Raw genomic sequence first — 24,322 nt, 5'->3', positions numbered from 1 at the left:
ATGATTCTTAGAAAGTTATTTATCTACTAATTATTTAATAGAGACTACACTAGCGTTTACATTTTAAAAAAAGCATGTATAGAATACATGCTTCAATGTGTAGACAAATCCCCATAAATCAAATTTAAGACTTATTGAAAGCGTGTAAAATACATACTACAACTAAGCTTGTTTTCTGTAAGCATCCATAAGACTAATAATTCTTCCTAATTTCATTGGCTCGAAATTTGAATTACTAACATATGAAGTGTTAGCCATATTACTAGTTTCAGAATGACTTATTCGGTTTACGATTCGATTAGTTTCAGCAGTATCAGTTACTCTTCTAATTCTTCTTAAACCAGCTGTTCTTGTTCTACTTGATAACTCTTCAACCTTTATTGCGACTCTTTCGCTTGGAGTTAACTTAGCTTTTTCTACTAAAGCTTCTTCCATTGTTTGAGCTTGAGTTTGTGCTTGGGCAAAAGCTTGAGTTAATGTTTCTAATTGATCTAACTTATCTTCCACCTGTGGCTTTTCTTCTGGGATTACTACTTTTTCTACTAAAACATCGTTTGATATACCTTTTTCTTCCGTCTGTGGCATAGGTACAGCGAATTTTAATGGTGAATTTAATGCAATTTCTTCTAATTGTTCTGACGAAATAGATGAATTAAATTCAGTTCTTTGCCATACAGATAGTATTTCATCAGCTACACGGCTCCATAAATATTTTGAAACTGCTAATTCTCTACCTTTTCTTCCCATATTGTTCATTAATGATTTATTTGATAAGATTTCTGTTATTTTTGCTGCAAATTCACTAGGATCTTCTGGATTTTCAACGATAAATCCGTTCTCTCCTGGTATAATTACCTCAGGATTTCCTCCCCTTGCAGTTGTTACAATTGGAAGTCCTGCTGCCATCGCTTCATAATGTACCCTTGCAAGTGGCTCTTGCCATAAGGAAGTACAGACAAATATGTCAGCTACAGCAAACCAATTATGGATTTCAAAAGGAGAAACAAATCCTGTTGTAATAACTGGGACATCTTGTTTTTTTGCAATAGCTCGAACATAGGCTACATAATCTGTGACGTTATTTTGACTAAACCAATTACTACCCACGATGACTAATGCTAAATCTTTAAAAGTATTTGAAAGTTGCGGTAAAGCTCTTATTAGTCGATCTACACCTTTGTTTTCTGAAAGTCTTCCTGCAAATAAAATAACAGTCTTATTTTCTAAACCAAATTCTTTTCTAAGTGTATTTCGAGTATTTACCATTCTTGAGTCGTTTCCAGGTAAGAAACGATCTGAATCAACACCTGAATAAATCGTTCTTATTTTATTAGCACTTTGAGGATATAATTCTTTAATGACATTCCCCACGTAATCACTTACCGTAACAATATTTGAAACTTCTTCTAAAACTAACTTAGCTTCTTCAACATCGATTTTTCCAATATTAAACATATCATTATGCATGCTTAACGTGATTTTTGAGTTAGGTGCTACTTTTCGAATCGGAAGGACAAGTCGAGGTCTATTAAAAATGTGGATTAAATCAAATTGATTTGCTTGAACGTATTGAACTACACCTTCACGATACAGTTCTAATACTTTTCCAGGAACACGAATATAATGTACACCATCAATCGTTTCCTCATCAGGTAATGAAGGAGCATTTACACCAATAACGGTTATATCATGCTTTTTACTTAAATAAGGTAAGCTTCCAGATATATAAGTTTGGATTGCACCACCTAACACTGGAGGTACTGGAAGGTTTTCTGTACAAACCATTAATATTCTCATAATTTATTTACCACTCCAGTCGTTGCGAATTTCATTCAATGTTGCCCATTTTGATTGCTCTAAATCAACGATGGATTGAATTAATTGTTTAGTAGATTCACCCAAAAATAGTTCGGGTTCATAAAGTACTTCTTTGATGTTTTTATAAAATTCATTAGGCATCGAAAAATCAATCATTAAGATATCATATAATTCAGGTGAAATCGGATTAGCTTCATGGTATGCGTTAATCATTTCTCTCACCCAAGTTACATCCCACCCGAATAAATCAGACATTGTTCCAGATATCAGTTTTCTTAGATCACGGATAGGCAAATCATAAGCAACGCCATCTAAGTCAATAATCCACATTCCATTTGGTCCCATTTGACCATTAGACCATCCATAATCTTGATGAACAAGGCCCCAACTAGCATTTCCTTCGTTTACCATTGTAAAATAATTTGAAAGATTAAGTTCCTCGATACTTTTTCTTGCTTGTTCTTGGAATATATCAACTACATTCAACAAATCCTGACTAGCAGGCATTTCTTCATAAGCTAAAGCGATTGTTCGGAACCAATTCATTTTGCTATGAATTTTCTCAAAACTTTTCGGCCATTTGTGTAATCTTGATGCAACTTCTGCTTGGATAGGTGGAACATATCCTTTACTTAAACGGTGAAACTCACCAAGTGCGTAGCAAAGCTGTTTTGCTCCTTCTAGATCTTTGGACACAGGCGCTAATGTTTCAATCCATTCTGCAACAAACCATAGCTTTCCACCTGCTTCTACATATTCCTCTCCATCTCTAGTTCTTACAATAGCAGGAACTCTTGCTTGTTGAACTTCAACTAAATACTTTTGAGCTCCTAAACTAAACATACTTCTTGTTGGTCTTCTGTGTAAGAGCTTAAAGCTTTTTGGACCTTCGTTTGTTTCAATTTTCCAAATCGCTCCACCCTTATCTGATTTCGTTGTAACTACTTGCATGCTATTAACTTGAAGATCGTAAGACTTAAGTACTTCAAGTGCAATCGCTTCAATATATTCGGGTACATAGAACTCATCTTGGGTAAGCTCATCGACCACCCAAGGTTCAATCATAATATTCTCCAATTTCTCCCTCCTAGTTATTTCATGCTAACAAAAAAATGAACATTTCTTTTTATTGAAATGTAATGAAGGTTTTTAATTTGTGTTAACTGCACAAAGACAGTTTAGACCTATTGTAATAATATGATTATGTACAAGTATGGTGAGGGTATATGTGTATACTATGTAAAAGTATTTTCTCTTAATCTAGTTATTCACATATTTATTTAAGTTCTCGAACTTTGTCGTTTCTTACTACATATGATATTTCAACTGTTAGGTAAGGAGGTTTTTATCATACAAACTGCTACTAATCATATCCTTATTACGGGATGCGCTGGTTTTATAGGATTCCATCTATGTCGACGTTTATTAGAACAGGGCTCTCTTATAGTTGGTATTGATAATATAAATGACTATTATGATAGAAGTCTAAAAAATGATAGGTTAGATCTTTTAAATCAATATGAAAATTTTAGTTTTGTGAAAGATTCGATTGACAATAAAGAAGTACTTGAAAAACTCTTCGTAGATTACAATTTTGAGATCGTGGTTAATCTAGCAGCTCAAGCAGGAGTAAGATATAGTCTAGAAAATCCACAGTCATATATCCAGTCAAATCTTGTTGGTTTTGCAAATATATTAGAATGTTGTAAAAATCATCAAATTAAACACCTCATTTATGCCTCATCAAGCTCTGTCTATGGAAATAATAAAAAGACTCCCTCTTCAATTCATGATCGAGTAGACCATCCAATTAGTTTATATGCTGCTACAAAGAAATCGAATGAATTAATGGCTTATTCATATAGTCATACATTTAACCTACCAACAACTGGATTACGTTTTTTTACTGTTTACGGTCCTTGGGGTAGACCTGACATGGCATTATTTAAATTTGCTAATTCAATATTAAACGGATTACCTATTGAGGTTTATAATTATGGTGATATGAAACGAGATTTTACTTATATCGATGATGTAATCGAATCGATTGTAAGAATCATAAAAAATGGTCCACCAAATGAGTTATCTTCATTTTACAAGCTCTATAATATTGGAAACCATCAACCAGTGAAATTAAACTATTTTATTGAAGTATTAGAAGAACAACTTGGAAGAAAAGCAACTGTTCAATTATTACCTTTGAATACGGGAGAAGTGCTGGAAACGTATGCAGATATTGAACAACTTGTAAATGATATTAAATATAGCCCAAATACATCAATTGAAGAAGGAATTTCCAAATTCGTAGAATGGTTCAAAGCATATAAGAAGCTCAATTAAAAATCTATCAAAAAAGAGCAGCTACAATAATGTAGCTGCTCTTTTTCTTTTTCATTTCCTGCTCATCCTGATCTTCCCCTTTCTGCATTTTTCTCCATTAATGGGAAATAATACCGTTATATTCTATTTAATTCTTTATAGGTGATGATTAAATGTTAAATAAAATTCTTTCATTTATACCTGAATATCCGATTTTTATCCAAGCTTTTGTTACTTACATCGTTCCAGTTGGTCTATGGAAATTTTTTAAATGGGTTCATATTATGGAGAAAGAGTGATTTAAATGAAACGGTGGAGATCAAAGCTTAATCAAGAAAAAGAAGCTTCTCAAAATAGTGATACGCATAATGGAAATGAGAACATATCATGTGACCTTCAAGAAAATATGAATCGGATGTTTAATGAAATTGGTCATAATTCTGATGTGAAATTTAGAGAATTCCAATTGGGTAATACAAATATTCATCTGGGTATTATTTTTATTGATGGTTTATCGGATACTGATTTGATTCAAACTCATATTTTAAATGGATTAATGGGTGGTTTATCTTCACTCGTAGAAAATAATTCAAATGAAATAAAAGATTATATAAAAGAACAATCATTAGCCGTTTGTACGATTGACGAAGTGAACACATTTGCAAAATTAAAGTCAGGTGTTTTATTTGGTTCGATTGCTTTAATAATTGATGGTTTAGAAGATTGTTTTTTAATCGGTGGAGCTTTAACAAAAACTAGAGAAGTGAAGGAACCTGATTCTGAGGCACTTGTTCGTGGTCCAAGACTAGGTTTTGTTGAGCATTTAGCGGATAATACTGCCATGCTAAGACGGTCCGGAAGAAATTCGGATTTAGCTATTATAGGATTTGAAGTTGGCGAAGTATCAAAAAAAGAATTAGTGATAGCTTACATGATGAGTATTGCCGACACTAATCTTGTTGAAGAAGTAAAAAAAAGAATTAAAAGAATTAAGATTGATGCAGTTCCTGATTCCGGTTATATCGAACAATTAATAGAAGATGATTATTTAAGTCCGTTTCCACAAATTCAAAGTACCGAACGACCAGATCGGGTTATGAGTGCTTTAATGGAAGGTCGAGTTGCTATCCTATTAGATGGTTCACCTTTCGCATTAATAGCTCCTGTAACTTTTCAAATGTTAATCCAATCCCCTGAGGATTATTATGAAAGATGGATTGCTTCTTCTTTAGTAAGATTATTACGTTATTTTGCATGTTTTATTTCTCTGTTTGCTCCATCTTTGTATATAGCTTTTATCTCATTTCACCAAGGGTTAATTCCTACAAAACTTGTATTCCATATCGCGGCAACAAGAGGAGGCGTTCCTTTTCCACCGTTAATCGAGGCACTAATAATGGAAATTTCAATTGAGGTGTTAAGGGAAGCCGGTCTTCGATTACCAAAACCGATCGGACAATCATTAGGAATCGTTGGAGGATTAATTATTGGTGAAGCAGCTGTTGAGGCAGGAATTGTTAGTACAATCATGGTAATAGTCGTTGCAGTTACGGCAATTTCTTCATTCACACTGCCACAATATAATGTAGGAATTGCTCTAAGAATGCTTCGCTTTATTTCAATGATTTTTGCAAGTGTATTTGGCTTATACGGAGTAGTTTTATTTTTCTTATTACTTTGTAGCCATTTAGTCCAACTCAAAAGCTTTGGAGTTCCATATTTAAGTCCATCATCACCATTTAGATTAAGTGACTGGAAAGACTTTGTTTTAAGGGCTCCACTATTTATGATGAAAAATCGACCTAAGAGTGTACAAGCGAAAAAAATGAGACGTATGAAATAACAAAAGAAAGGAGGAAGGCATCATAAATGAATACAAAACCTACTGATCAAGTCTCTATCGCTCAATCCGTGATGCTTATGGTAAATTTTATTTTAGGTGCAGGTATCTTAATATTACCAAGAACAATTACAGATAAAGTTAAAACACCAGACGGTTGGATTTCAGTTATCATTTCTGGTTTGATCATTATGTTATTAGTTTTTTTTCTCGTTAAGTTATGTAAACAATATCCTAATGAAACGTACTTTCAATTTATGCAAAAGATAATTGGGAAATGGTTAGGAGTTGGACTCGGTTTAATCGTTATTCTATATTATGTTGTCCTTTCAGCTTTCGAAGTTCGTGCAATGACTGAAACAACTAGATTGTTTTTACTACAAGGTACACCTCCATGGGCAATCTTAATTCCTTTCCTATGGATTGGATTATATTTAGTATTAGGTGGTATCAACTCGATTGCACGAATGTTAGAAATCATTTTTCCAGTTACCGTATTATTCTTTTTATTAGTCATTTTTTTAGGTATAGGAATTATTGATATAGATAACCTACGTCCTGTCCTAGGTAATGGTATTAAGCCCGTCCTTAATGGACTCAAAACTACATCTCTTTCATTTTCAGGATTTGAATCAATTTTATTTATTTTTATGTTTATTAAAGAGAAAAACAAAGTTTCAAAAACAATTATTTTTGGCATTGGTATCCCTTTTGTTTTTTATACGATTACTGTTATTGCTGTAGTTGGTGCATTCTCTGTCGATGGTGTATTATTACAAACTTGGCCAGTTCTAACTTATATTCGAAGCTATGATATACAAGGTCTTATTGTCGAAAGATTTGATTCCTTACTTTTAGTTATTTGGATTATGCAAATCTTTGCTACGTTTATTATCGCATTATATGTTTGTTCACTTGGAATGGCTCAAGTTTTTAAGACAAAAAGTATGAATCCATTTCTTTTTGGAACATTACCTTTCATCTACATCATTGCATGTATTCCTAAAGATATTAATCAAACTTTACTTATGGCAGATACGATTGGTAGTGCTGCATTTTATTTATTTGGGATTGTCCCACTTGTCCTTCTTGTGATTTCAACTGTGAGGAAAAAGTTAAATGAGAAAATGTAAATTTAAGCGAGTCTATATTAGTGTAGTTATAAATGTACTCTTTTTATTTTTACTATCAGGATGCTGGAGTAGTAGACCAATTGAGGATTTAAACATCATTGTAGGCTCTGCTTTAGATCGAGATGACGATGGTAAAATTAAATCAACTCTTCAGTATGCTGTTCCTGAGGCAATGACAGCAAAAACAGGTGGAACAAATCCTTCAAAACCATATATTAATGTAGTTGGAGAAGGAATTTCATTAGAACCTACTGGATGGGAAACAACACTAAGTAGAGAAGGTTACATCTTTGGTGCACATCAAAAAACTGTTGTCATTAGTGAAGAACTTGCAAGAACTGTAAAATTACGAGAACTGACAGATCTGTATTTTCGGGATATTGATATTAGAGGAAGCACTTTGATTTTTATTGCGAAGGGTAAAGCAAGTCAGTCTCTCGAAACAAATGAACCAAATATTATACCAGCAATGCGACTCAGTGAAATTGCAAATCAACAACTAACTTCTGAAGTTGTTAGTAAAACTGCATTAATTAAAATAGGTGGATTAATGAATTCTGGTTCTAGTTTTCTTCTTCAATTATTAGAACCCACGGATAAAGGCCCAAGGTTTTCAGGTGGTGCAATTTTTAATGGAAAAAAAAATAAGATGATTGGAACCATTAATCCAATCGAAGTAGAGGGAATCAATTGGATTACTGCTCAAGGTAAAGGTGGAGCCGTAAAAGGATTTGTAAAAAAGTCTACTGGGCCTACATGGTTCCAAAACGAATCAATAAAAAGTAAAATTACACCACATATTAAAGGTGACAAGATTTCATTTGATGTAAAAATAGAGTCAGAAGGAAGAGTAGCAGAATATTGGAATCCTAAATTACGACCATTATTCGATGAAAAAAACGTTACAATCATTGAAAAAAACACTGAAAAAGTAGTAAAAAGTATGGTAGAACACGTTACTAAAAAACTTCAAAATGAATTCAAAACAGATATTGCAGGATTTGGTAACGCAGTTCGAATACAAGAACCAGAAAAATGGAATAAACTGAAAAATAACTGGGACGAATCATTTAGTAAGGCAAAAATTAAATATGATGTTTCGATTACAATTAGAGATTACGGAATGATTGGTAGGAAAAAGAACAAATAAGAAAGAAAACTCGCCTATTGGCGAGCCTTTGGGAGAAGACTTATACTTAAATCTTAAAATTTGGCAACTACTTCAAGTTTTCAACTCCCCTGCCAATTTTAGACTTATTTAATGTAAAACAAAGCTTGAATCCTAATAAGATTTAAGCTTTATTTTTTTCAAAATGGCCTTCATTCCTTCATCTTATTTTCATAGAAGAAAGCATGTACTACCTTTTCTTTACTAAACTCAGTGGTAATAATTTTTTTCATCTTTGAAATTTGTTTTGCTTCGATCCTATCAGAAGCTTCTTTCTGTTCATAAATTGCTGAGAAAGTATCGTAAAATAAGTGTGGAAATAATAAATCAGCTTTAAGTAATTGTAACTGCCCAAACTTTAACGGATTTATAGCTTGATAGGATCTCATCATTTTCTCCATCAGTCTTAATTTCCAACCATCTTGTTTAGTCATAACGATATTTAAAATTTTTCGAATATCACTGATAGGCAGATCGACCGCCAATAAGCTCATATCTAATAAATATAAATTCCCGTCTTCTCCAATAGCAAGATTTTTTTCTTCAAAATTTTGATAGCTTAACGTATTAGTATCCCTAGCTTCTTCTTTCCATTCCTCGAAGTGAGGATTACTAACTATTGCTAAAGAAGTCTCACACTGTTTTAAAAATGAATTTACATATTTTAAAAACAATTCATCAACTTCATTTAGATCTTTAATCTTATTTCGTTGCTCTTTCCATAAAATTAATTTTGAATATTTATTTTGAATATCATTCTTCCAATCGGAAACTAAGGATGGATTTTGTCCATCTGAAAAATCAAATCCGTTTGAAACATTGTGTAAAGAAGCAATTCCGTTAATCATTATGATCATATCGTCTTCAATCTCATAATTAGGAACTCTTCCATCAACTGATTCAAATACAATAAAATTATTATCTTCTATCCTAACAAATCCTTCTCCTAATTTTGTTGTCAAAATCTCAGGTGTATATACTCCATTATTTCTAAGAAAGTCGACTGCATGAATCTTAAAATTAATAACTTTATCATCACCTAGAACATTCTTTAATCGAACTTCACCGATATTTGTATCAACAGACCATTCAGTTTTCTTTCCTTCTATGAATTTTAAAGTACTTCCTTTAACTTCTAACGGGTAATTTGAAATTACTTTTTTTATGATATCTCTAAAAAAAGCTTCCAATTAAATACCTCCCAATAAAACTTATCCACTTTTTAATTTATGAGCTTGTATCTAATTAGAAACGGCTAATCTACTAAAAAAGTCACTAGGATTTTTCCAAATAAAAAAGCCCTCTTTTTTTTAGCAGGGCTAAATTAAGATTAGGTTCAAGGCAAAAGGAAAAAAATAAAAAAATTTAGAACTTCCCTGCTCTTCCTCTCTTTCCTGCCCTTTCCTGCTCTTATATATGATTAAACTAAACATATTTTCCTTATACTACCTTTTAAAGGAGTGTTCATTATGAAAGAAATAGTCATTTTTATCTTGCTATCAATTTTAAGCTTTTTATTAATTTACATGCTTACTTTACTACAAGGATTTGATTTACATTATTTAATGTTGGCATTATCTTATAATACTGTTGGCATTTTGAAACTGGACAAAATATTGATTTGTTATTTTTTAATTTATTTTGGCTTAACGACGTATGTTAAATTACGAAAACGATAACTTTTTCCTAATCCTTAAAGTAACGAATAAAACAATCGGTAAAATTATTTGAAAAGGAATGTGTAAGTATTTTGGAACTAAATCAATTCCGATATGTTCATGCTGTGCGTACGAAACGGTTGTAAAAACACTAAGTAATAAAATAATAATCCCTATAAAAAATGTGATGAGCCAATTTTCTTTTAACTGAAACAATTCCATCGTTCCTTCAACTGCTCCAAAAAATAAAATTGTAATTTTAATAAATCCTAGCGTAACAAAAACAACAACAGCGAGAGACTCTAATCTAGTGAAAAAGTCTCCAATATTGATTAATGAAACACTAGAGAGCACTGGATAAGTCGAAGCTTTGAAGATAATTTCTCCCAAGTTAGCAATATGTATAACGGCAGAAATTGCTAGAAATAATCCAGCGCAAATCATTCCATAAGAGCCCATTTTGTTAGCTTTATTTGGTTTTTCATAATGATGCAATAACATTAAAAAAACGATTGATTCACCAAATGGAAAAGTCAAGGTTGTTGGAAAAACTGATTTTAATACTGGTTTCCATCCATTTTCAAGGATTGGTTTTAAATGAGTTAATGAAAAAAATTTAGTCAATATTTGGGAAATAATTAGAATGATAATAAATAGCCCAACTAAAAGAAAACAGATCCAGACTGTCCTTGCGAAGCTAGTAAAACCTTTCATAACCGTATAAATCATGAGAAACATCATTAAAACAGAAATTGTAAATAAACTTGTATTATCAAGGGCAATAATTAAAATTAATTCTGCAAAATCTCTTAATACCCTGGACGCTATATAGATAAAATAAACAACGTATAAAAGCCCAATTATCCATCCTATATATTTTCCCCACGCATGTTTTAAAGAGCTAATTAAGGAGTATGTAGGGTTATTTTTATAAATTCCTATATAGACATTAAATAGCATTAAACCAAAAAGTAAACTTAATAGTATAGCTATCCAGGCATCCCTGCCAGCATCTTTTGCAGGATCCATTGCTACAGCACTTCCAATTAAATATAACGATATTAAACTAAATAATTGCTCAGAATTAAATTTCATTCTCGGCATAAAATCACCTTATTTCTTCTCCATAGTGACTGGATCACCTAGTAATCCGGTTCGTTTTATGATAACTGTTGATTTTACATTAACTTGTGCTTTCGCAAACTCTTCTGGCCATCTTTTTTCAATTTCCTTCCATTTTTTCGGATTACTCGTATGAATAATATCTCCAAATCCATAAACATCACTTTTGTATTGTTGAGCATGCTTAATGCTATCCTTTATCTGCTTTTCAACAACTTTTGAGGCAACTTTTTCTAACTTTATTAAGTCCTTAACATTTTCTAGATTAACATTACAGCCAGTTTCATCTACTAGTGTTATTAATATATTTTTAATTTTTATAATAGGAACTTTTCCTTTTACATCGACTTCAGAATTTATTTTTTGTTTAGAGAAACGTAGTGAAGTATATTTATTTTTACCGCATGGTACTGAATAATTCGTTTGTTGAATCTGATTTAAAACCATTAAGATTGCTCGAACATCTCTTCCCGAAAGCCAACCTACTAGTTTACTTCCACGAAATACTGCCACCTCATCGATAAATGTTTGAGCAGGGAGCATCCCTTCTGTGTTAGATAGCTTATTTTTATCCGGATTATTAGAGATAATTTTCACTCCACTAATTGCAATTTCTTTACCGCTATATGCAAGTGCTTCGCCTAATTGATAAATATTAGGATTTACACTTTCTGCTAATGAAAAGTTAATATTTTGTATTTTTGATACCATTTCAGTGGACGATACTTTATCAATAGGCGTTATTGTATTTAGAATTTTTTCTGCAGTTGAATCTTTTGCAACAAGTACAGAAATGTAAGATGGAAGACGAGGCTCCCTCACGATACAGTCAACAATTTCTTCAATTCCATGCCTAGCTGCTTTTTCACCAATTACCGTAATGGCTACATGAGTAAAGTCCTTTTTTTTCGTTATTTTTTTAGCAGCATCTCGAATTGCGGCAGAAATTGTTTTGCCTGTACTTACATAAATAAACACTGGTGATGAACTACCTCCACCCGTTTCACCTGTTGCTATATCGGTTGGATTAATTACTTGTAAAGTAACCCTGTACTCAGAGTTCTCGGTCCAATCTACTCCTAGGCCAAGAATAAATGAAATTTTATTTAGCTCAATATAATTACTACACCCTGTTTGAATCAATAAAAATGATATGATTAAAGCAAGCTTAAGAATTCGATTCATTTTCTTCACCAGTTTTAGTATTTTGTTTTTTACGTATCCTAGATGAATCTGGAACAAAGTTTCCCTTTGAAGACTTTGATTTTCTCTTATGGATGCGGATAAATGTATCTTCATTATCAGTAATTGATAATGGAGATACAGGCATCAAATATGGTACTCCGAATGAATCAATCGTATTTAAATGAACTAGCCAAAATAAAAACGTTAACGCAATACCATATAATCCAGCAACCCCTGCACTTAAAATAAATATATATCTGAGTAACCTTGCTGAAGATGCAATACTATAATTTGGAATTGTAAAACTAGAAATACCTGTAATCGATACAAAGATAATCATCGAAGTAGAGATAATTCCAGCTTGTACTACGGCTTGACCAATCACAAGGGCACCAACAATCGCTACCGTTGAAGCTAAAACTCTAGGACTACGAATACTGGCTTCCCTAATAATCTCAAATGCGAATTCCATTAATAATAGCTCGACTATTGCAGGAAACGGTACACTTTCTCTTTGTGCTGCAAGACTGACTAATAATGGGGTAGGAATCATCGACCGATGATGTGTTATTAAAGCAAGATACACCGCTGATACGAGTAACGAGATAAAAAATGAAGTAAATCGCAAAAAACGTAAAAAAGTTCCAACCGTATAGCGTTGATTGTAGTCATCAGGTGATTGAAAAAACATCGGTAATGTTGCTGGTAGCACTAGCCCTACTGGACTTCCGTCTACTAGAATTCCAATTCGCCCCTCTAATATATTTGCCGCAATAACATCAGGTCTCTCCGTATCCAAAACAGTTGGAAACGGACTATATGGTTTTGATTCAATTAGAGATTCAATATAGATAGACTCTAGCACTCCGTTAATTTCAATCTTCTCAATTTTTTCTTTTACAGATTTCAATAATTCCTGATCTACCATATCGTCCATATAGGAAATCACAACACTTGTATTTGTAACATCCCCGACTTTTAACATTTCCATCTTAAATTCAGAACTTCTAATACGATAACGAAGGAGCGACATATTCGTTGCAATCGACTCATTAAAACTATCTTTCGGGCCACGAATAATTGTTTGTCCAGTTGACTCGGAGACGGAACGAAACTGTCCACTTTTCGTATCAATTAGTAATACTTTTTCTTGATGATCCAAAAAAATTGCTGTATCACCATTTAATATGGACATCATAATTTCATTCCAGTTATTTTCAGTTTTTACTTGTGGTACATCAAACGTATTGTCCTTTAAATCATTGAAAAAGTTAAGATCACTCACATCTTCTAAATTTGAACTCTTCCATTTATGGAGGATTGGATCGATAATAAATTGGCTAATTGAGTCACTATTTGAAATACCTTGCAAATGAATTAGAGCCATTTTTCTTTTTCTCTTTCGTCCTACCTCAAACTCTCTTACTATTAAATCTGCACAATATTGCAGCTCACTTTTTATATTGTGTAAATTTTTCTGAAGATCGGATGATAAAACAACTGGAGTTTTAACTTCCTTTGATTGACTTTTTTTCGGATAACCCAATCGCATACCAATCACCTTTAAATGGATTTATTACTACTTACAATTTGCTAATTAAAGAGAATTTATTCTAATAATTTCCATTTGTTGATATTAAAATTAGGAAACTACTTAGATAAGATTAGGAGACAAGCATAAAAGAAATAGAATGGAAAAGCTTTAGAGGAACCTTATGAAAAAGTTGAATATCAAAAAAACGTCAGATTTTTTGCTCCGACGTTTTTTTCTGATTTATATTAAGTTCTTTATTCAAAATGAATCTAAGAAATCCTTCATTTCCTTAACAAGTTCTTCAGGTGATTCATACATACTCATATGACCTGCGTTTTCTATTAAAGAACATTTGATATTTTCTCTCTTAACTGAAAATGTTTTTTCTTTTGGAATTATTTGATCATCTTTACCTGCAATTAAAAGTACTGGTAAATTTGTAACCTCAAGTACTTGGTTTCGGTCAGGTCTATTTTTCATACTAATTAGCGCTTTAACTGTTCCATCAACTGAAGTTTTATATCCTATTTCCTTTGCTAATTCAATTTCTGGAATATTATTTTGAGCGTTTGTTGGTGAAAAAAGTTTTGGCACTAATCCATCTACTACCATCTTTACTCCATCATTTTTTACTTTTTCAACGTTTGCTAGTCTACCTTTTTTAGCTTCTTCACTATCTGGAAAAGCAGTTGAGTGAATCAACGAAAAACCATTTAAATAGTGACTATATTTTTCAGCAAATGCAAGTGTGATATAGCCTCCTAATGAGTGACCAAACATTGTAGTTTGCTTAATGTTTAAATCATCTAATAGCTCTTTTATTTTATCTGCATATTCTTCAATTGAATGTTCCTCTTTTATCGACGTAGAATCACCATGTCCAGGTAGATCAACTGCTATCACACGATATTCCGCTGACAGCTCAGGTATTATTTTTTCCCAGTATCTATGGTCACCCATAAAACCGTGAATTAAAACAATGGCCTTTCCATTTCCATTATCTGAATAGGCTAACGTTAAATTAGATAAGAATGCACTTTTCGTATTGATGATCGTTCAACTCCATTCCTCATATCTATTAATTTACAAATTACTTTTTTAACACTATAAATAGAAGTTACCATCATTTTTAAATCTATACTTCTATATCTTATTTTATAAAATAATTCCATTTTACAAATGAGAAAATGGGTTTATTTTCTTTTTTTTAATTCGGCTCTACTAAACATGAATCTTGATTCCCAATAAGTAATTTTCGTTCTTTATGGCTTTTCCTGCTTTTCCTGCTTTCCCTGCTTTCCCTGCCCTTCCTGCTCTCAAAGCAACAAGGAGTAAGACTTTTTGTCCTACTCCTTGTTTTCAGTTCTCTATACTAAAGCTAGTTCTGCATTTAAGGCATGCTCGACTTTTACATATTCATACCCCAAATCGTTCGCTACTGCTTCATAAGTTATTTCCCCATTTGCCACATTTACGCCTAGTTTTAACGAATGGTTGTCTGAAATTGCTTTAAACACACCTTTATTAGCTATTTGTAATGCAAATGGAATTGTTACATTTGTTAATGCAATTGTAGATGTTCTTGGAACTGCACCAGGCATATTAGCAACAGCGTAATGAACAATACCATGCTTATCATAGGTTGGATGATCATGTGTAGTAATATGGTCAATTGTTTCAACGATACCACCTTGGTCAATTGCAACATCAACAATAACAGAACCCTTTTTCATACTCTTAACCATTTCTTCCGTTACAAGTTTAGGAGCTTTAGCACCTGGAATTAATACCGCTGCAATTAATAGATCTGCCTCTTTAACTGCTTCTGCTATATTGAAAGGATTTGAGATTAATGTTTTTATTTGATTTCCAAAAATATCATCTAATTGACGAAGTCTTTCAGCACTTAAATCAATAATTGTAACGTCCGCGCCCAAACCAATTGCCATTTTAGCTGCATTTGTTCCTACGATTCCACCACCAATAATCGTCACTTTCCCTTTGCTTACTCCTGGTACGCCTGCAAGAAGGATTCCTTTACCTCCATTTGACTTTTGTAAAAATTGAGCACCAATTTGCGAAGCCATTCGTCCTGCAACTTCACTCATTGGAGTTAAAAGTGGTAGAGTATTATTCACTGCAACCGTTTCATAAGCAATTGCCAATACTCTTTTTTCTCTTAACGCTTTTGCTAATTCAGGTTCAGCTGCTAAATGTAAATAAGTGAATAAAATTAAATCTTCTCGGAAATATTTATATTCGTTTTGCAGAGGCTCTTTCACCTTCATAATCATCTCAGCGCTAGACCAGACATCCTCTGCTTTTTCTACTATTTTTGCTCCAGCGTTATCATAATCTTCATTTGTAAAACCGCTGCCGATTCCAGCATCCTTTTCAATTAAAACAATATGTCCATCTTTTATAAAAGATACAACGCCTGCAGGAGTTAACGCTACGCGATTTTCATTATTTTTTATCTCTTTAGGTACACCAATAATCATTGTATTTCCCCATCTCTTTTACCATATTTTAATTAAAAACTTAACTTAAAACTTGTCTGTTTTCTGATTGAATACGTTTTTATGATGATTATTGCTTTGATTATTATTTTTATTTACAAAGATATAAGCCACGGATAAAACAACTAACCAAGGAATACCGAACTGAAGCATAATTTTAAATCCTGTAAACCATGATGTAATCGTTAAACCTAATAATAAAATTGCTCCTAATATCGTAAAATATGGAAAACCAAGCATTTTCACTGGTAACTTCCGGCCACCTGACTTTTCCCATTTCCTTCTAAAAAATAAGTGTGAAACAAATATTGTAAACCAAGTAAACATTGCACCAAACATTGAGATCCCCATCATAAATGCATAAGAAGTATCTGGTAGAACTGCATTAACAATAGCAGCAACGATGATACCAATCGTAGAAACTGTAAGTGCACTAACTGGTACACCTTTTTTACTTAATTTACCTAGAATTGCGGGTGCATGATTACTTTTAGATAATGAAAATACCATTCGTGTTGAAGCATATAATTGGCTATTCATTGCAGATAGAGCAGCCGTCAATATGATAAAATTCATTACCCCAGATGCAAAAGGAATATTTAAGATCTCCATTACCTTTACAAACGGACTTTCATCTACTCCTGCTGATTTCCAAGGAACAATCATTAACATAATTGCAATTGTTAAAACATAAAAAATCGTTAATCGAAAAACAGTTGCTTTTAATGCCTTAGGTACAGCGATATCTGGTTCTTTTGCTTCTCCAGCTGTAACCGCTATCATTTCAGTTCCTAAAAAACTAAATAGTGAAATAAAGACTGCGACCCACATACCCCAATAACCGAATGGCATAAATCCACCGTCATTTACTAAATTCTCTGCACCAATGTTCGGATGGGCAGTACCTCCAAATAAGACATATGCGCCTAGAAGAATAAAACCAACAATCGCACTTACTTTAATCATTGAAAACCAATATTCAAAAGTTGCAAATGTATTCACACTTGTCGCATTAATGTAGATTAAAACTGCCGCAAAAAACGTAATCCAAACAATCCCTGGTACTCCGGGAAACCAATATTTCATGTAGACAGCAATCGCACTTACTTCTACCCCAACAGCGAGCACTTGAGCTACCCAATAAGAATACCGGACAAGATACCCTGCCATCGGATGAATATATTTTTCTGCAATTGTTCCAAAAGATCCAGAAGTAGGATGCGCGACAGTCATTTCTGCTAGGCATCCCATAAGAAGTAAAACGATAAATGCACCAATTGCATAACTTAGTAATACACTCGGTCCAGCAGTTTTTATGGCAAGTCCGCTTCCAAGGAATAATCCTGTACCAATCGCACAGCCCATCGCAATCATTGTAAGTTGGCTTGTTTTTAATTCTCGTTTTAGGCCTTTTTCATGCCCAATATCATTATTTAATTGAGTGGTGGATTTCTTCATTTATTTTATCCCCTTGTCCCCTTGATTAGTGAACTTCCCTTTAAGCAACTACTTCACGCTCATTTTTATATTTTTCATATTGTTTTTCAATCATAATTTTCTTAAGTGTTTGGACTACTTCCCAAACTTCTTCGTATGATGTGTAAAGAGCAACTGGTGCAAGACGGATAATGTTTGGCGCTCTAAAATCAGGTATAATTCCATTGTCTTTTAATGATTTGCAAATACGAGCTGCTTCTTCATGCTCAAGACTTACATGTCCACCACGACGTGAATCCTCTCTAGGTGATCCAATGAAAAATCCCATGTTTGGTAATTCTTGCTCAATACAATCCATTAAGAATTGGTTGATTTTAAGAGATTTGTCTCGGATAACATTAATTCCAGCTTCAGTAAAAATCTCTAATGAACCAATTAAAGGTGCACAGCTTAGCACATGTGGTGTACCAATTTGAAATGCTCCAGATGTTTCAGCTGGTGTAAGTGTATGTTCCATATCGAATTGTTTATCTTTTCTCGAACTAAACCATCCAGCAAGTCCTGGCATCGCACCGAAATGTTTACGATTAACAAATAAGCCTCCTACTCCACCAGGTCCACCGTTTAAATGCTTGTAATTACACCAATATGCAAAATCAACATCCCATTCACTAAATGAATGTGGGATTGATCCTACAGAATGACATCCATCAAATCCTATTAATATACCTCTTTTATGTGCCTCATCAGTTAATCGTTTCATATCTAATATTTGTCCGCTTCGATATAAAACTGTCGGTAAAATAATTAAAGCAATTTCGTCCGTCATTGCATTAATAATGTCATCCTCCTCTAGAAAACGTCCATCTTTACTTTTTACACAAATAAGGTCCATATCTGGATCTAATCCATGAATTTTAAGTTGGCTTTGAAGAGCATAAATATCAGACGGAAATGTTAGTTCATCAGCTAGTATTTTTTTTCGATTCCCCTCTGGTTTAAAAAAAGTAGCAACTAACTGGTGAAGATTTACCGTTGTGGAACCGGTTACAATTACTTCCTCAGGAGAAGCACCTACAAGCGGAGCCAATTTTTCTCCTAACTTTTCAGCCATAAAAAACCACGGATGATTTCCATTTGTCCATCCATCGATTCCGTAATTCTTCCAATCATCTAATGATTCTAGCAATGTACGTTCAGCTCTTTTTGAAAGTAGTCCTAATGAATTACCATCCATATAAATTGATCCTGGTTTTAAATAAAATTCATCTCTGAAATGGCTAAGCGTATCCATGTCATCCAATTTTTTTGCGTAATCTAATGTTGTCTCTAAAAAGTTTGTGTTCATAATGAGCCTCCTTGTTCAATCTATTAATCTACTTTGGAAAAATCATATCAAAATAAATGACACTATGTCAATGACATCATGTCATATTTTTGTATAATAAAAAAAATTCTGATATATTTACATTCTCCGCTATTAAAAACCAATAAATAAGAATCAAACACTTTAAAATTTAGATCAATTTGTCTTACATTACTTCCATTCTTATAAAATAACTTATATGCTAGAAGTAGTATAACTTGGAGGAAAAGTAGTATGAGTAATGACAAAATCGAGTCAAAGCGACAATTACGTTCCATTATGACACGACAAAAACTACTAGAAGCAGCTAAGGAAGTATTTCTTGTAGAAGGATTTCAAAAAGCGACAATTACACAAATGATTAAAAAAGCAGATATAGGTTATGGTACAGCATATGTTCATTTCAAAGGAAAAGAGGATCTGTTAATTGTATTAATGGAAACTGTTATGGAGAGGTTTTATGAAATTGCTGAAACTTCATTTTTTCCAAACTCCAAAGAATCGGCAGAGTCCATAATCTATAAACAAGCTACCGCTTTTCTAAAAATGGCTGAAGATGAGCGAAATATGATGCAAATTTTTGAACAAGCAATTGGCATTTCAGATACGATCTCAAACACATGGAAGAAAATTCGAGAAAAATTTATTAATCGAATTTCAAAAGATGTTAAATTTGCACAGGAAAATGGTTTAGCGAGAAAAGACTTAAACCATGAACTAGTTGCACGAGCTTGGTTTTTTACGAATGAGATGTATCTTTGGGAAATTGTTCGAAATGAGCAGCACTATTCAATCGAAGCAATCGCAAGTACGATCACTTCACTTTACACAAGCGGTCTTTATTAATTACTGTCCTCTTGAAAAATAAAAAGCTCAAACTTTTGAAGACTAAAGGTTTGAGCTTTTTTCTACCGTTCATCCAATTATTTATTTCGATTTAGCACCACAGTATAGCTCTCGTAATTTAAACTTCTGTACTTTTCCAGAAGCATTACGTGGGAGCTGATCGATTATTTCAATGATTCTAGGAATCTTATATCCTGCTAATTTTTCTCGGCAAAATGCTTGAATCTCTTCAATTGAAAGTTTATGAGTTGGTTTTAGTACAACAATTGCTGTTACAATTTCTCCCCACTTAGAATCTGGTGTACCTATTACGGCTGCTTCTAAAATTGAACTATGCTCATATAAAACGTTCTCAATTTCAACTGAATAAATATTTTCTCCACCAGAAATAAGCATATCTTTACTTCGATCTACTAATGTAATATAACCCTCTTCGTCAACAACAGCCAAATCCCCAGTATAAAGCCATCCATTTTTAATCGTTTGTCCTGTTTCCTTTGGCTTTTTATAATATTCCTTCATAATTGTTTCACCTTTTAAAATAAGCTCACCAACCTCACCTGGAGAAACTTGTTCATCCATTTCATTTACAACTTTTATAACCGTATAAAGTAACGGTGTTTTTCCAGTTTTCCCTAAGTGCTGTTCATGGTCTTCAGGTGAAAGATAAACACCAGTAGGTCCTCCTTCAGTTAATCCACATAAGCTATAAAATTGATTTGTATTAAATAATCTCATACTCTTCATCAAGATTTCCGGTGGCATTGGAGCTGCACCATATGAACACCCTCTAATTGAGGATAAATCATATTCATCTAAATTCGGTACTTGTAATAAATAGTTGTACATAGTTGGAACGCCAAAAAATAATGTAATCTTATACTTTTCAATATCCTTTAAAACATTAACAGGATTAAACTCTCGATGAATGACATTTGTCATTCCTAAATATAGAGCTGGTAATAAATAAATAACTAGCTGTGCACAATGAAATAATGGTGCTACATGTAAAATTCGATCCTGACTACTTTGGCCCATTACTCCACTCAGTCCGTTTATTAATTTTTCTATTCGTTTATGGTCAAAAAGTGCACCTTTAGGTTGCCCAGTTGTACCAGAAGTATATAATATATGAAAATCATCATCTAAAGAGGTTTCAATTTGAGGGTCTGCTTCGATTGGTGATAGTACGTCAAAATAGTTTAAACTTTGAGATGTTGTACTATTAGGTGCAGTAATAATCTTTCTTATTTTAGTAGAGGTTTTTGTGCCATCTAAAACTACTTGTTCTAATTCAGATTCACAAACAACAAAAACACTATCAGATTGATCCAAAATATACTCAACTTCTCTTGAAACAAGCCGAAAATTAACTGGAACTACAACTGCTCCTATTTTAATTGCAGCACAGTAACTAATGACAAAAAAATCAGAATTCGCCATCATGATTGCAAGTTTTTCACCTTTTTTCAATCCAAGTTTTTGTAAGCCCCACGCAAAACGATTGACTAACTTATTAAATTCCATGTAAGTATATGTACGGTCTTGATAGATTAATGCTAATTTATCAGGGTGTCTCTGCGCATTGATTGATAATACATTTCCAAAACTCATTCCAATACCCCCATATTCATTTAGATTTAATCAATTGAGCTTCACTGTTTTTTCGTCATTTTTAGTTATGGTACAATCGATAACATTCTGGTTAATCTATATTACCTTTTCATAGCCTAATCCAAGCTTATCCGTGACACCAAGATCTATTCGTTGCTTCTTCTTTTTTAATAAGAGTAATCGATTTTTTGGAATGATATATTGTTTGATGTGTAGCAGATTGATCTCTATCATCAAGTGGAGGGGAAGTTTGGTCAGGATGGTGTGGTGTTCGATCCCTGGTAAAAGAGTGTTTAATACAGAATTTTCAAATTATTTAACCTATCGTAATCCAACCATTCACATATACCTCACTCCTATTCTAAAATTAGTACTTGTATAGTATTTATTCTAGATAACTAGGTATCTCTCCTTTTTTAAGTTTTTTTCTTTTAGTCCTCTTGATTTCACACAAATATTGCCATTCTCTATGAGGACAGGATTTTTTTTAAGTAAGAATTTAAACTAAAAAATTATTTGACTATTCAGATTTAAAAAACTATAATTACTTTAAACTAACTACCGGTAGTTAACGGATAGAAATAAAAATTTAGGAGTGATTTTATGAAATACCCACTTTCACCCGATGTAAAACCTGAATTTTGTACAACTGGAACATATATGAGATTACCTTCTGCAAGAGACAATGCAAAATTAGCGATTGTCGGTATGCCATTTGATACTGCTGCTTCATTTCGTGTAGGGGCTCGATTTGCACCTCAATCAATTCGTCAGTCATCTATGACGTTATTCCCATATCATCCAATTCATAAGGTTTACCCATTTGATGAAACGAATGCAATTGATATTGGAGATGTATCTGTAATCCCGCATAATATTCATCGTAGCTATAAATTAATTGAAGATGCTATGTTTGATTTAATGAATAAAAATATTGTTCCAATTGCTCTAGGTGGAGACCACTCTATTACGCTAGCAAACCTTCGAGCAGCCTCAAAAATACATGGACCAGTAGCAATGATCCATTTCGATTCTCATACTGATACATGGGATACATACTATGATGAAAAATATTGGCACGGTTCCCCATTCATTCGCGCACACGAAGAAGGTTTACTTATTCCAAACAAAGTATTTCAATTAGGAATTCGTGGTACGTTAAATCATCCAGGAGACATCGATGCAAGTCACGAGCTAGGCTACAATGTAGTTACGACGCCAGATATGTATGAACGTGGTTTTGAAGATATTTTAAACGAAATGAAAGAAGTAATCGGTGATACACCAGTTTTCTTAACTTTTGACATTGATTTTGTCGACCCTTCATGTGCCCCAGGAACTGGTACGCTTGAAGTAGGTGGCTACAATAGTATGGAAACTTTAAAAATGATTCGCTCATTAACTGATTTCAATTTTGTTGGATTTGATATTGTTGAAGTACTTCCATCTTATGACCCAACCCAAATAACTTCCCTTTTAGCTGCTACTCTTGTACATGAATTTGCTAGTTTAGCTACTTTGCAAATTAAAAAACATGATCAAAAACGTTAAACGTAATCGTACTCCTTAAAGCTCTGTATTAATACGGAGCTTTTTCATACTGTTGAAAATGCTTGATGAGAATTGAATTTTATCGATGAAAGTCATTAATCATTAAAGTGATATCGTGCTTTTTTGCATTATTCCCTAACATTATTTAGACTTAATCTGTATTCCGGTTTATAATCTAGCTAACAAGAGTTAGTTTCGGAGGATGAAGATGACAAAGGATAAAATACTCGCAGTTGCACTTGCGCTGTTTTCTAAAAATGGATATGAGGGTACTAGCTTGTCAGAAATAGCTAGAGCAGTAGGGATTCAAAAACCATCGATTTATAATCATTTTAAAAGTAAAGAAGAAATCTTTCTTACAATTTATGAGAATATTTTATGGCTTCATGTAAAAAAAGTAGAAGAATTAATAAAAGAAATTCAAGAATTAACTGCAAAAGAACAGCTTTATCAAATACTACACCTGACATTTCAATATTATATCGAGTTTGAGGATCAATCTACTTTTCTGAACCGTGCAGTCTTTTTCTCTCCTGAATCCTTAAAAGAAGAATTACACAAACAGTTCATGGAATCTGAAGAGGCGATGTCAACGATTTTAAGATCCGTTATTAGTAAAGGTATTAACAATGGTGAAATTCGTGCCGAAAACGTTGAAGATTTTGTGATGTCTTTTTACTGTTTAATTGATGGTATTTTTATTGAATTATCTTATTATGGAGCCGAAAAAATGAAACCAAGGATTTCAAACATTTGGCGAAATTTCTGGTATGGACTGAAAAATGAATAAATAAAAATGTACCCTATAGAATAGACACTAATCAACAGTCTACTCTATTGGGTATATTTGTTTCTAACCGGAAAAAATAGGAATTTAGGAATATTATGAGTGAAAAATATTACAGATCCAATTTTTTACCTTAGGCTCTGTTAAAAAAGAATGTTGATGATTTCCGTTCCAGGATGCCCTAAAGAGCAGGAACAAGGAAAGACAGGATCAAAGAAAAGAGATTAAAAGACTTTAGAGAATTTTATTAATTTCCTTTTAGTATTCCTATCAATCTGTTTTCCCCTTCTTCCCCTGCCTTGCCTGCTCTACCTGCTTTTTAGTTCTCCCACCTTCCACTCCAATTTATGTCTTTAAATTGCATAAAATCTTTTTCAAATATGTGTATTGAAAAAATTCAAAATTAACATTATAGGAGCCTTACC

Annotated in this window: 20 protein-coding genes; 9 read left to right on the top strand and 11 right to left on the bottom strand. The window is 33.0% G+C overall.

Annotated features, from left to right (window positions below; translation table 11 throughout):
- Positions 1-162 precede the first annotated feature (162 nt).
- Entirely contained in the window at positions 163-1,797 is a 1,635-nt protein-coding gene (locus B7R67_RS18565; RefSeq protein WP_088072485.1) for a glycosyltransferase family 4 protein, read from the bottom strand.
- Positions 1,798-1,800: 3 nt separating this feature from the next.
- Positions 1,801-2,895: a CotS family spore coat protein gene (locus B7R67_RS18560; RefSeq protein ID WP_088072484.1), complete on the bottom strand. Its 1,095-nt coding sequence runs from the start codon at positions 2,893-2,895 to the stop codon at positions 1,801-1,803.
- 237 nt (positions 2,896-3,132) lie between these two features.
- On the opposite strand from B7R67_RS18560, the gene B7R67_RS18555 reads away from it, so the two are divergent.
- The 5 genes from B7R67_RS18555 (at position 3,133) to B7R67_RS18535 (ending at position 8,260) form a co-directional block, all read left to right on the top strand.
- The gene (locus B7R67_RS18555) at positions 3,133-4,158 is read left to right on the top strand and encodes an NAD-dependent epimerase (RefSeq protein ID WP_088072483.1); all 1,026 of its coding nucleotides are present in this window, start codon (positions 3,133-3,135) and stop codon (positions 4,156-4,158) included.
- Between the two features lie 152 nt (positions 4,159-4,310).
- Complete coding sequence (locus tag B7R67_RS22695; RefSeq protein ID WP_088072482.1) at positions 4,311-4,436, top strand: hypothetical protein; 126 nt, start codon at positions 4,311-4,313, stop codon at positions 4,434-4,436.
- Between the two features lie 5 nt (positions 4,437-4,441).
- Positions 4,442-5,980 (top strand): spore germination protein, encoded by a 1,539-nt coding sequence (locus B7R67_RS18545; RefSeq protein ID WP_088072481.1) that lies wholly within the window; start codon positions 4,442-4,444, stop codon positions 5,978-5,980.
- Positions 5,981-6,006: 26 nt separating this feature from the next.
- Complete coding sequence (locus tag B7R67_RS18540) at positions 6,007-7,110, top strand: GerAB/ArcD/ProY family transporter (protein WP_088072480.1); 1,104 nt, start codon at positions 6,007-6,009, stop codon at positions 7,108-7,110.
- Entirely contained in the window at positions 7,097-8,260 is a 1,164-nt protein-coding gene (locus B7R67_RS18535; RefSeq protein WP_088072479.1) for a Ger(x)C family spore germination protein, read from the top strand. The genes B7R67_RS18540 and B7R67_RS18535 overlap by 14 nt, the downstream gene beginning before the upstream one ends.
- Before the next feature lie 170 nt (positions 8,261-8,430).
- On the opposite strand, the gene B7R67_RS18530 is transcribed toward B7R67_RS18535, so the two are convergent.
- Positions 8,431-9,468, bottom strand: coding sequence for a CotS family spore coat protein (locus tag B7R67_RS18530; RefSeq protein ID WP_088072478.1), 1,038 nt, complete (start codon positions 9,466-9,468; stop codon positions 8,431-8,433).
- A gap of 279 nt (positions 9,469-9,747) precedes the next feature.
- On the opposite strand from B7R67_RS18530, the gene B7R67_RS18525 reads away from it, so the two are divergent.
- Positions 9,748-9,957: a hypothetical protein gene (locus B7R67_RS18525; protein WP_088072477.1), complete on the top strand. Its 210-nt coding sequence runs from the start codon at positions 9,748-9,750 to the stop codon at positions 9,955-9,957.
- Here the strand turns inward: B7R67_RS18525 and B7R67_RS18520 are convergent.
- From B7R67_RS18520 to kynU, 7 genes are all read right to left on the bottom strand, one after another.
- The gene (locus tag B7R67_RS18520) at positions 9,943-11,040 is read right to left on the bottom strand and encodes a GerAB/ArcD/ProY family transporter (protein ID WP_088072476.1); all 1,098 of its coding nucleotides are present in this window, start codon (positions 11,038-11,040) and stop codon (positions 9,943-9,945) included. The two genes, B7R67_RS18525 and B7R67_RS18520, sit on opposite strands and share 15 nt — an antisense overlap.
- A gap of 9 nt (positions 11,041-11,049) precedes the next feature.
- The gene (locus B7R67_RS18515; RefSeq protein WP_158095149.1) at positions 11,050-12,243 is read right to left on the bottom strand and encodes a Ger(x)C family spore germination protein; all 1,194 of its coding nucleotides are present in this window, start codon (positions 12,241-12,243) and stop codon (positions 11,050-11,052) included.
- The gene (locus B7R67_RS18510; protein ID WP_088072474.1) at positions 12,227-13,795 is read right to left on the bottom strand and encodes a spore germination protein; all 1,569 of its coding nucleotides are present in this window, start codon (positions 13,793-13,795) and stop codon (positions 12,227-12,229) included. The genes B7R67_RS18515 and B7R67_RS18510 overlap by 17 nt, the downstream gene beginning before the upstream one ends.
- 240 nt (positions 13,796-14,035) lie before the next feature.
- Complete coding sequence (locus tag B7R67_RS18505) at positions 14,036-14,827, bottom strand: alpha/beta fold hydrolase (RefSeq protein ID WP_088072473.1); 792 nt, start codon at positions 14,825-14,827, stop codon at positions 14,036-14,038.
- A gap of 317 nt (positions 14,828-15,144) precedes the next feature.
- On the bottom strand, positions 15,145-16,278 hold the full coding sequence (gene ald / locus B7R67_RS18500; RefSeq protein WP_088072472.1) for an alanine dehydrogenase: 1,134 nt from the start codon (positions 16,276-16,278) through the stop codon (positions 15,145-15,147).
- A 45-nt stretch (positions 16,279-16,323) separates the two neighbouring features.
- Positions 16,324-17,754, bottom strand: a complete 1,431-nt coding sequence (locus B7R67_RS18495) for an amino acid permease (protein WP_088072471.1) — start codon at positions 17,752-17,754, stop codon at positions 16,324-16,326.
- 40 nt (positions 17,755-17,794) lie between these two features.
- On the bottom strand, positions 17,795-19,081 hold the full coding sequence (gene kynU, locus B7R67_RS18490) for a kynureninase (RefSeq protein ID WP_088072470.1): 1,287 nt from the start codon (positions 19,079-19,081) through the stop codon (positions 17,795-17,797).
- Positions 19,082-19,333: 252 nt separating this feature from the next.
- On the opposite strand from kynU, the gene B7R67_RS18485 reads away from it, so the two are divergent.
- On the top strand, positions 19,334-19,945 hold the full coding sequence (locus B7R67_RS18485; RefSeq protein WP_088072469.1) for a TetR/AcrR family transcriptional regulator: 612 nt from the start codon (positions 19,334-19,336) through the stop codon (positions 19,943-19,945).
- An 81-nt stretch (positions 19,946-20,026) separates the two neighbouring features.
- Here B7R67_RS18485 and B7R67_RS18480 read toward each other — a convergent pair whose 3' ends face one another.
- Positions 20,027-21,559, bottom strand: a complete 1,533-nt coding sequence (locus B7R67_RS18480) for a class I adenylate-forming enzyme family protein (RefSeq protein WP_088072468.1) — start codon at positions 21,557-21,559, stop codon at positions 20,027-20,029.
- 603 nt (positions 21,560-22,162) lie between these two features.
- Between B7R67_RS18480 and speB the strand changes: the two genes are divergently transcribed.
- Both speB and B7R67_RS18470 read left to right on the top strand, forming a co-directional pair.
- Positions 22,163-23,110, top strand: coding sequence for an agmatinase (gene speB / locus B7R67_RS18475; protein WP_088072467.1), 948 nt, complete (start codon positions 22,163-22,165; stop codon positions 23,108-23,110).
- A gap of 208 nt (positions 23,111-23,318) precedes the next feature.
- Positions 23,319-23,900 (top strand): TetR/AcrR family transcriptional regulator, encoded by a 582-nt coding sequence (locus B7R67_RS18470; RefSeq protein WP_158095148.1) that lies wholly within the window; start codon positions 23,319-23,321, stop codon positions 23,898-23,900.
- Positions 23,901-24,322: the final 422 nt, after the last annotated feature.

Source organism: Gottfriedia luciferensis, from assembly GCF_002156865.1.
GTDB classification, from domain to species: domain Bacteria; phylum Bacillota; class Bacilli; order Bacillales; family Bacillaceae_G; genus Gottfriedia; species Gottfriedia luciferensis.
Note: the sequence above shows the minus strand (reverse complement) of the source record. Positions and strands in the feature narration are given on the sequence as shown.